6 protein-coding genes and 2 rRNA genes are annotated in these 10,688 nt (G+C 64.0%); all 8 read right to left on the minus strand.

Annotated features, from left to right (window positions below; genetic code table 11):
• Positions 1-16: 16 nt before the first annotated feature.
• Entirely contained in the window at positions 17-1,708 is a 1,692-nt protein-coding gene (recN, locus tag BEP68_RS10030) for a DNA repair protein RecN (protein ID WP_187249863.1), read from the minus strand.
• Complete coding sequence (locus BEP68_RS10035; RefSeq protein WP_053096854.1) at positions 1,705-2,619, minus strand: NAD kinase; 915 nt, start codon at positions 2,617-2,619, stop codon at positions 1,705-1,707. Before BEP68_RS10035 ends, recN begins: the two co-directional genes overlap by 4 nt.
• Positions 2,616-3,413 (minus strand): TlyA family RNA methyltransferase, encoded by a 798-nt coding sequence (locus BEP68_RS10040; RefSeq protein WP_187249864.1) that lies wholly within the window; start codon positions 3,411-3,413, stop codon positions 2,616-2,618. The genes BEP68_RS10035 and BEP68_RS10040 overlap by 4 nt, the downstream gene beginning before the upstream one ends.
• Positions 3,410-3,586 (minus strand): hypothetical protein, encoded by a 177-nt coding sequence (locus BEP68_RS10045; RefSeq protein WP_171821925.1) that lies wholly within the window; start codon positions 3,584-3,586, stop codon positions 3,410-3,412. Before BEP68_RS10045 ends, BEP68_RS10040 begins: the two co-directional genes overlap by 4 nt.
• A 63-nt stretch (positions 3,587-3,649) precedes the next feature.
• Entirely contained in the window at positions 3,650-4,687 is a 1,038-nt protein-coding gene (locus BEP68_RS10050; protein ID WP_187249865.1) for an HAD-IIA family hydrolase, read from the minus strand.
• Positions 4,687-5,853: a hypothetical protein gene (locus tag BEP68_RS10055; RefSeq protein ID WP_315985297.1), complete on the minus strand. Its 1,167-nt coding sequence runs from the start codon at positions 5,851-5,853 to the stop codon at positions 4,687-4,689. Before BEP68_RS10055 ends, BEP68_RS10050 begins: the two co-directional genes overlap by 1 nt.
• Positions 5,854-7,110: 1,257 nt before the next feature.
• A 5S ribosomal RNA gene (rrf, locus tag BEP68_RS10060) occupies positions 7,111-7,228 on the minus strand.
• 109 nt (positions 7,229-7,337) lie between these two features.
• Positions 7,338-10,442 (minus strand): 23S ribosomal RNA (locus tag BEP68_RS10065).
• Positions 10,443-10,688: the final 246 nt, after the last annotated feature.

The raw sequence follows: 10,688 nt of genomic DNA on the forward strand, positions 1-10,688 counted from the left end.
ACGGGCTTCGATCCTATCAGGAGGTGAGGGCGCCGAGGCTGAGAAGTTCTCGGGCGTGGGTGATCGCGGCATCCGAATCGGTCAATCCGGACAGCAGTCGGGCCATCTCGGCCTCGCGCTCCTGGCCTTCGAGACGGCGGACACTCGATGCGGTGACTGCTCCGTCGTGGGATTTCACGACGGAGAGGTGGTTGTTGGCGAACGCGGCGACCTGAGCCAGATGGGTCACGGCGATCACCTGCGACTTCTCTGCGAGTCGGGCGAGTCGTCGGCCGACCTCGATCGCCGCCGCACCGCCGATGCCGGCATCGACCTCGTCGAAGACGAAGGTCGGCACGGGGTCGGTGCCGGCGATCACGACCTCGATGGCGAGCATCACGCGCGACAGCTCACCGCCGGATGCCCCCTTCGAGACGGAGCGGGGTTCGGCACCGGGGTGGGGCGCGAGCAGGATGGCGACGTCGTCGCGGCCGTGAGCGCTCTCCGCCCCGGGCGTGACCGCGACCTCGAGAGTCGCGTCCGGCATGGCGAGCTCGTGCAGCTCATCGCTCACGGCGACGCCCAGTCGTGCTGCGGCTGCGGTGCGCTCCGCGGTCAGTGCCTCGGCCCGGGAATCCAGCTCTGCACGAGCGGCGTCCCGTTCGGCCTCGAGGCGTGCGAGCCGCTCGCCGTCGTCTTCGAGTTCGGCGAGCCGGGTCGATCCGGTCTGCCACAGCTCGAGCGCCTCGTCCAGCGAACCGTGCGCACGGATGAGCGTGCTCAGTGCCGCGCGCCGCTCCTCGACAGCCGCGAGCTCGTGCGGTCCCGATTCGTCGAGATCGGCGAGGTAGGCGGAGAGCTGTCCGGCGATGTCGGCGATCCGGTAGCCGATGTCGGCGAGGCCTGCGGATATCTCGGTGAGCGCGGCGTCGGAGACCCGTTCGAGCGCGCGACGCGCCTCGGCGATCAACGCGGATGCGTCGGGCTCGCCCTCTTCGTTCGAGAGCGCGCCGTGGGCGAGCGAGGCCGCGAGGCGCAGCTCCTCGGCGTTCGCCAGGCGCTCGGCCCGTGCCGACAGCTCGACGTCCTCGCCCGGTTCGGGGGCGGCAGCCTCGATGAGAGCAAGTGCCTCCCGAAGCCGGGAGGCCTCGTCGGCTCGGCGATCACGGTTCTCGGTGATGTCCGCGATCTCGGAATCCAGTTCGCGCCACCGGGTGAACGACGATGCGTAGGCGTCGAGCGCCCGGCCGATCGACGCTCCTCCGAAGCGATCGAGCGCATCGCGCTGCGCAGCGGCAGAGCGCAGCCTGAGCTGCTCGGACTGACCGTGCACGACGACCAGCTCCTCGGCCAGGGCCGACAGCACACCCGCCGGCGCCGCGCGTCCTCCGACGCTCGCACGGCTGCGTCCCTCGGCGCTCAGCGTGCGTGAGACGTACAGCTCCGCGGCACCGGAACCGGCGGGTTCCAGCTCGCCCCCGGCGTCTGCCACGATGTCCGCGACGTCGCCGGTCTCGGGGACGATCCACACGCCCGCGACCGAGGCCTGGGTGGCACCGGCGCGCACCGCTCCGGAATCGGCGCGCTGACCGAGCAGAAGGCCGAGGCCGGTCACGACCATCGTCTTGCCGGCACCGGTCTCACCTGTGATCGCGGTGAATCCGGGCCCGAGAGGCAGCACGGCGTCGGCGATCACGCCGAGTCCCTGCATCCGCATCTCCTCGATCATGAGGCTGCCCCCTGCCCGCGCCATCCCGCGACCGGCAACTGGAACTTGCGCACCAGACGATCGGTGAACGCGGTCGGGTGCAGACGCGCGAGGCGCACGGGGCGCGATGATCGCCGCACGACGACTCGGGCCCCCGGCGGCAGGTCGTGGGACCGTCGCCCGTCGCACCAGAGGATGCCGGCGCCGGACGTGCCTTCGAGCATCTCGATGGCCACGGCGGCATCGGGGCTGACCACCAGCGGCTTGGCGAAGAGCGCGTGCGCCGAGAGCGGCACCACCGCGATGGCTTCGACGCTCGGCCAGATGACCGGACCGCCCGCGGAGAAGTTGTAGGCCGTGGACCCGGTCGGAGTGGACACGACCATTCCGTCGCATCCGAAGCTCGAGAGGGGGCGTCCGTCGATCTCGAGCACGACCTCGATCATGCGCTCCCGACTCGCCTTCTCGACCGTCGCCTCGTTGAGGGCGAACGTCTCGTAGACCACCTCGCCGTCGACGTCCTTGACCCGGACGGACAGCGCGAGACGCTCTTCGACCTCGTAGTCGCGGTCGATGACGCGGCGCATGGCGGCATCCATGTCATCGCGGTCGATCTCCGCGAGGAATCCGACGTGGCCCATGTTGATCCCGAGCACGGGAGCCGCGCAGCCGCGCACCAGCTCAGCGGCTCGCAGGATCGTGCCGTCGCCGCCCAGGACGATCGCGAGCTCGAGCTGCTCCTGCTGCACCGTCTCGCCGAGCACGTCGACATCCGCGAAGCGGGCATCGACGGCACGCAGGTCGAGGCTGTCGTCGGCGGCGAGCACGGGGCGCGCCCCCGCGCCACGCAGCGCATCGACCACGCGGAGGGCCGCTTCGACCGTGTCTTCCCTGCCGGCATGGGCGACGACCAGGATGTTGCGCTCGTTCATCGTCTCCCTGTCAGTTCGTTGATGCGGTCCGACCATTCTGACGGATCACTGCCGCGGCCCGGTGCGAGGTGCAGAAGGTATTCCGTGTTCCCGTGGGTCCCGAGAAGCGGGGAGGACAGGATGCCGAGCATGCCGAGCCGCGCGTCCCAAGCGCTCCACGCCGTCCGCGCGACGGCGTCGGCGCGCGTGGCGGGATCTGTCACCAGTCCCCCGCGCACGGCCGTTCGACCGACCTCGAACTGGGGTTTGACCAGCAGCACGATGTCGGATCCCGCCGCTGCCACGCTCGCGACGGCCGGCAGGACATGCTCGAGCGAGATGAACGAGAGGTCGCCCACGATGAGGTCGGGGGCTGCGTCCTCCCCGGTCACGTCCCTCAGGTTCTCCGGGGTCATGTATCGGACGTTGTACCCCTCGACGCGCACCACACCGGGATCGGATGCCACGGCAGCGGCCATCTGATCGTGTCCGACGTCGACGGCCAGCACACGGCGCGCTCCGCGCTCACGCAGCACCTGGGTGAAGCCACCGGTGGAGGCGCCCATGTCGAGCGCCAGGCGCCCTTCGGCAGAGATACCGAAGCCGTCGAGCGCGGCGACCAGCTTGTGCGCGCCGCGACCGACATAGTGGTCGGCACCCGCGACGGAGATCTCGGCCTCATCGCTGACAGGCGTCGACGCCTTCACGACCGGTCGGCCGTCGATGCTCACCAGACCGTCAGCGATCAGGGTTGCGGCGTGGGTGCGTGAGCGGGCGAGTCCTCGCGCGGCGAGGGCAGCGTCAAGTCGCGTCATCGGGCGCCCGGCGCATCGCGCTGATCGAGTCTCGCGCCGCTGTCGAGGCGGCGGGACAGCTCGTCATGCAGCCCGGAGTACGCGTCTGCTCTGGCAGCGAGAGGCTGCCCCTCGATCAGGCGCAGGCGACTCCACAGACCATCGGTCGGTGCGTTCGTCGTCTCTTCGCTCACGCTTCTACTGTACGCGGCAGGGCCGACACGTCGGCGGATCCACGGCGAGGGCCCGGCTGCCCGTCAGGGCCGGTGGAAGGGGTCGTCGTAGAGGCGCTCAGGGACGCGAAGCACGAACACCGGTGTCCCGGAAGCCCAGATCGCGGCTGCCCCGGCGCGCAGCAGATCGATCTGCGCCTCGCCCTCGGCGATGATCTCGACATCCGCACCGCTGACGCGGACAGACGCGCCGTTGACCGAATAGACGCCGTCCTTGGACGTGACCTCCGGGTACGGCTGGTGCAGTTCCCGCAGATCGCTCAGGATGTACGTCGGACGGGATCCTTCCGGTGCCGCGAGCACATGCTTCGGCCGGTCGATGCCCGTGAGCACCAGCGCGGAGTCGATACCCGCCCTGACCGCCCCGAGAATGTCTGTGTCGAGACGGTCGCCGATGAACAGCGGCTTCGTCGCGCCGAAGCGCGACGTGGCCTCCTCGAAGATCGGAGTCTCCGGTTTGCCTGCGACTGTCGCGAGCCGGCCGATCGCCGTGTGCACGGCGGACACGAGCGTCCCGTTGCCCGGGGCGACGCCGCGTTCGCGCGGGATCGTCCAGTCGGTGTTGGTGGCGATCCACGGGATGCCGCCCTCATCTTCGGGGAGCTTCAGGGCGAATGCCGCTTCTGCGAGGTCCGTCCAGGCGACCTCAGGGGCGAAGCCCTGCACGACCGCATCCGGAGCATCCTCAGCACTGCGAGTCACCGTGTACCCGGCCTTCTCGGCCTCGTCCACGAGCCCGGCTCCCCCGACGATCAGCAGCGTCGCCGGAGGGGGCACGATCCCGGCGAGCAGCCGCATGGCGGCCTGCGGGCTGGTGATGACATCAGCCGGGGCGACGTCGAGACCCAGGCTGCTGAGGTGCTCGGCGACCGACGCGTCGGTGCGCGACGCGTTGTTCGTTATGTAACCGAGTCTCGCGGTCTCACCGGCCGCGTTGAGGCTCTCCACCGCGTAGGGCAGCGCGCCAGGGCCCGCATAGACGACGCCATCCAGGTCAGCGAGCACCGCGTCGACACCGTCGAGCGGCGTGCGCAGCGCGGGCTTCTTGGAGAACAGCCCCACTACGCCTCCTCAGAGGGCTCGGATGCTGTGCGCTTCGCGTCGGTGTCGGCGAGGTCGCCGTCCTCGTCCTCGTCCTCGCCGAGAAGCTCACGCACCTCGTCGTCGATCGACGGTTCCGACTCGATATCGGACTCGGTGTCCGCCTCTTCAGCATCTGCAGCCGCCATGGTCTCGTCGGACTCGGCGGGCTCCAGGTCGGACTCAGAATCGTCAGAGCCAGAATCGTCGGACTCCGAGTCGTCGGACTCAGAATCGTCGGACTCCGAGTCGTCGGACTCAGAATCGTCGGACTCAGAATCGTCGGACTCCGAGTCGTCGGACTCCGAATCGTCGGACTCAGAATCGTCGGACTCAGAATCGTCGGACTCCGAGTCGTCGGACTCAGAATCGTCGGACTCAGAATCGGACCGGCCGTCTTCAGCATGGTCGTCATCGAAGTCACCTTCGATGAGACCGTCTTCGATGATGATCTCCTCATCACCGGCTTCGTCGACGCCCAGCGCTTCCGCAGCGACCTCGGCGCGATGCGCCCAGAACTCTGCCTCGTCGGTGCGCCCCAGGTCCTCGAGCACGGCGGCGCGCGCAGCGAAGAGTGCGGGGCTCCACTCGAATGCGCGGTCGGGGTCGAGCTCAGGGATCTCGAGTTCGCCGAGCGCGAGTTCGAGGTCGCCCTGATCCAGACGTGCACCCGACATGGCGATCGCCAGCGAGACACGGACGGGCGTGGTCAGAGCGGTCCGGTCGACAGCGCGACCGGTCTCGAGCGCACGGTCGGGGCGGCCGATGCCCCGCTCGCTGTCGACCATCAGGGCGATCTGATCGTCCTTGCCGGAGATGCGGCGGTACGTGCGCAGCTCACGCAGCGCAAGAGCGAAGTCCTCGGTCGCATAGGCGGTGATCCCGAGGGTCTCGCGGACGATCGCGATGCGGCCGGCACGGCGGGATGCTGCGAGAGCGTGCTCATGAGCGAGAGCGGGATCCTCGTCGATGAGACGCGACGCCATCGCGAGGTGACGAGCGACGAGGTCGGCGTTCTCCTTGCTCAGGGTCTTCAGCTCATTGCGCGCCGACGTGTGCAGGTCACGGGCCGTGACGTCATCGGGGATGTGCGGGTCGTTGAAGCGAGGACGATCGCCCGATGCCTGCACCGGACGCTCACGGTCCACTCCCCCACGCTGCGGGTACGAGCGCGACGAGTCGCGGTCCTGCCGCGGCGCGCGGTCATCGCGGTTGTAGCCACCCGTGCGGGGCCCGCCATCGCGGTTGTCGCGGTTGTAGCCGCCCGAGCGAGGAGCACCACCGTCGCGACTGTCACGGTTGTACCCACCGGTACGGGGAGCGCCACCGTCGCGACTGTCGCGGTTGTAGCCGCCCGAACGCGGAGAACCACCGTCGCGACTGTCACGGTTGTACCCACCGGTACGGGGAGCGCCACCATCACGGCTATCACGGTTGTAGCCACCGGTACGGGGAGCGCCACCGTCACGGTTGTAGCCACCGGTACGAGGTGCGCCACCGTCACGGCTATCACGGTTGTAACCGCCCGAACGCGGAGCGCCACCGTCACGGCTGTCACGGTTGTAACCGCCCGAACGCGGAGCGCCACCATCGCGGCTGTCACGGTTGTACCCACCAGTGCGAGGAGCACCACCATCGCGGCTGTCACGGTTGTACCCACCAGTGCGAGGAGCACCACCGTCACGGCTGTCACGGTTGTACCCACCCGAACGGGGGGCCCCACCATCGCGGTTGTCACGGTTGTACCCACCGGTACGGGGAGCCCCACCATCACGGCTGTAGCCGCCCGAACGGGGTGCGCCACCATCACGGCTGTCACGGTTGTAACCGCCCGAACGCGGAGCGCCACCATCACGGTTATCACGGTTGTAACCGCCCGAACGCGGAGCGCCACCGTCACGGTTATCACGGTTGTAACCGCCCGAACGCGGAGCGCCACCGTCACGGTTATCACGGTTGTACCCACCAGTGCGCGGGGCACCACCATCGCGGTTATAGCCGCCCGAACGGGGAGCGCCACCATCACGGTTATAGCCGCCCGAACGGGGAGCGCCACCATCACGGTTATCGCGGTTGTACCCACCAGAACGGGGGGCACCACCATCGCGGCTGTAGCCGCCGGAACGGGGAGCGCCACCATCGCGGTTGTCGCGGTTGTACCCACCAGAACGGGGGGCTCCTCCGTCACGACTGTAACCGCCCTCGCGGCGGGGTGCGTCGTCGCGACGCGGACCGCTGCTGCGATTCTGTTCCGAGCGTCCTCCGGAAGGTCGGTTACTGCGCGATCCCTGGTCGTCGTTGCGACGCGGACGGCGCTCTTCCTCTTCCGGCATGATGCTCCCTGTTCTAGATGTTGTTAACGCAAAATGGCCACCCAACGATGGGTGGCCATTTGCTTAAAAGAAGTCCGGCGGTGTCCTACTCTCCCACAGGGTCCCCCCTGCAGTACCATCGGCGCTGTGAGGCTTAGCTTCCGGGTTCGGAATGTAAACCGGGCGTTTCCCTCACGCTATGGCCGCCGAAACACTATTGATGTTTCAATCAAACCTATAGACAAATCATTGTTGTCTGTAGGGTTCTCGACCGTACATCGAGAACCACTCAGTGGACGCGTAGCACCAACAAACGGTGTGTTATCAAGTCATCGGCTTATTAGTACCAGTCAGCTGCATGCATTACTGCACTTCCACATCTGGCCTATCAACCCAGTAGTCTGGCTGGGAGCCTCTCACCCGAAGGTATGGAAATCTCATCTTGAGGCCGGCTTCCCGCTTAGATGCTTTCAGCGGTTATCCATCCCGAACGTAGCTAATCAGCGGTGCTCCTGGCGGAACAACTGACACACCAGAGGTTCGTCCAACCCGGTCCTCTCGTACTAGGGTCAGATCCTCTCAAATTTCCTACGCGCGCAGCGGATAGGGACCGAACTGTCTCACGACGTTCTAAACCCAGCTCGCGTACCGCTTTAATGGGCGAACAGCCCAACCCTTGGGACCTACTCCAGCCCCAGGATGCGACGAGCCGACATCGAGGTGCCAAACCATGCCGTCGATATGGACTCTTGGGCAAGATCAGCCTGTTATCCCCGAGGTACCTTTTATCCGTTGAGCGACAGCGCTTCCACAAGCCACTGCCGGATCACTAGTCCCGACTTTCGTCCCTGCTCGACCTGTCAGTCTCACAGTCAAGCTCCCTTGTGCACTTACACTCGACACCTGATTGCCAACCAGGTTGAGGGAACCTTTGGGCGCCTCCGTTACTTTTTGGGAGGCAACCGCCCCAGTTAAACTACCCACCAGGCACTGTCCCTGAACCGGATTACGGTTCGAAGTTAGATATCCAGAGTGACCAGAGTGGTATTTCAACAATGACTCCACATGAACTGGCGTCCATGCTTCACAGTCTCCCACCTATCCTACACAAGCCACACCGAACACCAATACCAAGCTGTAGTAAAGGTCACGGGGTCTTTCCGTCCTGCTGCGCGTAACGAGCATCTTTACTCGTAATGCAATTTCGCCGAGTTCGCGGTTGAGACAGTTGGGAAGTCGTTACGCCATTCGTGCAGGTCGGAACTTACCCGACAAGGAATTTCGCTACCTTAGGATGGTTATAGTTACCACCGCCGTTTACTGGGGCTTAAATTCTCAGCTTCGCCTTGCGGCTAACCGGTCCTCTTAACCTTCCAGCACCGGGCAGGCGTCAGTCCGTATACATCGTCTTGCGACTTGGCACGGACCTGTGTTTTTAGTAAACAGTCGCTACCCACTAGTCTCTGCGGCCTCCAAACGCTTTCGGAGCAAGTCCTAATACGTCGAAGGCCCCCCTTCTCCCGAAGTTACGGGGGCATTTTGCCGAGTTCCTTAACCACGATTCTCTCGATCTCCTTGGTATTCTCTACCTGACCACCTGAGTCGGTTTGGGGTACGGGCGGCTAGAACCTCGCGTCGATGCTTTTCTTGGCAGCATAGGATCATCCACTTTTTATCCGCATCGTGTCTCAGCCTATGTGAGAGACGGATTTGCCTATCTCTCGGCCTACGCACTTGCACCAGGACAACCATCGCCTGGCTTGGACTACCTTCCTGCGTCACACCTGTTAATACGCTAACCGCACCAGAATGGGGTCGTGCGCTAGGCCCAACGCGTCACCCCGAAGGGATCAGTCACTGGGATTCAGACACTTAGCACTACTGGATTAGCTTGGGCGGTTCTTCGCCGGTACGGGAATATCAACCCGTTGTCCATCGACTACGCCTGTCGGCCTCGCCTTAGGTCCCGACTTACCCAGGGAAGATTAGCTTGACCCTGGAACCCTTGGTCTTTCGGAGGACGTGTTTCTCACACGTCTTTCGCTACTCATGCCTGCATTCTCACTCGTGTAGCCTCCACGGCTGGTTTACACCGCCGCTTCGCTGGCCACACGACGCTCTCCTACCCATCAACACGGCTGGACCACGAAGGCCTACCAATAATGTCAATGCCACAACTTCGGTGGCGTGCTTGAGCCCCGTTACATTGTCGGCGCGGAATCACTTGACCAGTGAGCTATTACGCACTCTTTCAAGGGTGGCTGCTTCTAAGCCAACCTCCTGGTTGTCAAGGCAACTCCACATCCTTTCCCACTTAGCACGCGCTTTGGGACCTTAGTTGGTGGTCTGGGTTGTTTCCCTCTCGACTATGAAGCTTATCCCCCACAGTCTCACTGCTGCGCTCTCACTTACCGGCATTCGGAGTTTGGCTGACGTCAGTAACCTTGTAGGGCCCATCGGCCATCCAGTAGCTCTACCTCCGGCAAGAAACACGCAACGCTGCACCTAAATGCATTTCGGAGAGAACCAGCTATCACGAAGTTTGATTGGCCTTTCACCCCTATCCACAGCTCATCCCCTCAGTTTTCAACCTAAGTGGGTTCGGTCCTCCACGACGTCTTACCGTCGCTTCAACCTGGCCATGGATAGATCACTTCGCTTCGGGTCTAGGACATGCGACTGAATCGCCCTATTCAGACTCGCTTTCGCTACGGCTACCCCTCAACGGGTTAACCTCGCCACATATCGCTAACTCGCAGGCTCATTCTTCAAAAGGCACGCTGTCACAGCTACTAAGGCTGCTCCAACGGTTTGTAAGCAAACGGTTTCAGGTACTATTTCACTCCCCTCCCGGGGTACTTTTCACCTTTCCCTCACGGTACTTGTCCGCTATCGGTCATCTGGGAGTATTTAGGCTTATCAGGTGGTCCTGACAGATTCACACGGGATTTCACGGGCCCCGTGCTACTTGGGATACTCTTCGCGCCACGGTTGGCATTTCGACTACGGGGTTGGCACCCTCTATGACCGGCCTTTCAAGACCGTTCGTCTATACCATCGTGTAACGCCGCCATCTCGGCAGAGATGACTGAAAAGTCCCACAACCCCCAACGTGCAACGCCTGCCGGCTATCACACACGCTAGGTTTAGCCTGTTCCGGTTTCGCTCGCCACTACTAACGGAATCGCGGTTGCTTTCTCTTCCTGTGGGTACTGAGATGTTTCACTTCCCCACGTTCCCTCTACCCGCCCTATATATTCAGGCGGGAGTCACTAGGTCGGCACGCCGCCCAGCGGGGTTTCCCCATTCGGACACCCTCGGATCAAAACTTGCTTATCAGTTCCCCGAGGCTTATCGCAGATTGCTACGTCCTTCTTCGGCTCCAGATGCCAAGGCATCCACCGTTTGCTCTTAAAGACTTGAAATCACATGAGTTTGAATCAGAATCGACACCAGACCCGAAGGCCTGGCATGAAATTGACTAATGATCTTTAAGATCATCTTGTGCAACCGACCGAAGCCGGCTGCAAGATGCTCGCGTCCACTGTGTAGTTCTCAAAGTACGGGCGGTACCCCTTCTCGCCACCCCCACAGGGGAAACAACAAGAGGCCCAGAGGTACAGAAACGATCCGAAGATCGCATCCGGTCCCTCAGGACCCAACAGCGTGCA

It is taken from the genome of Microbacterium sp. 4-7 (assembly GCF_014332665.1).
Lineage (GTDB): Bacteria > Actinomycetota > Actinomycetes > Actinomycetales > Microbacteriaceae > Microbacterium.

What these genes read in the sequence shown, in the direction of transcription:
- recN (WP_187249863.1), bottom strand. Translation starts at nt 1,708, where the DNA reads ATGATCGAGGAGATGCGGATGCAGGGACTCGGCGTGATCGCCGACGCC.
- BEP68_RS10035 (WP_053096854.1), bottom strand. Translation starts at nt 2,619, where the DNA reads ATGAACGAGCGCAACATCCTGGTCGTCGCCCATGCCGGCAGGGAAGAC.
- BEP68_RS10040 (WP_187249864.1), bottom strand. Translation starts at nt 3,413, where the DNA reads ATGACGCGACTTGACGCTGCCCTCGCCGCGCGAGGACTCGCCCGCTCA.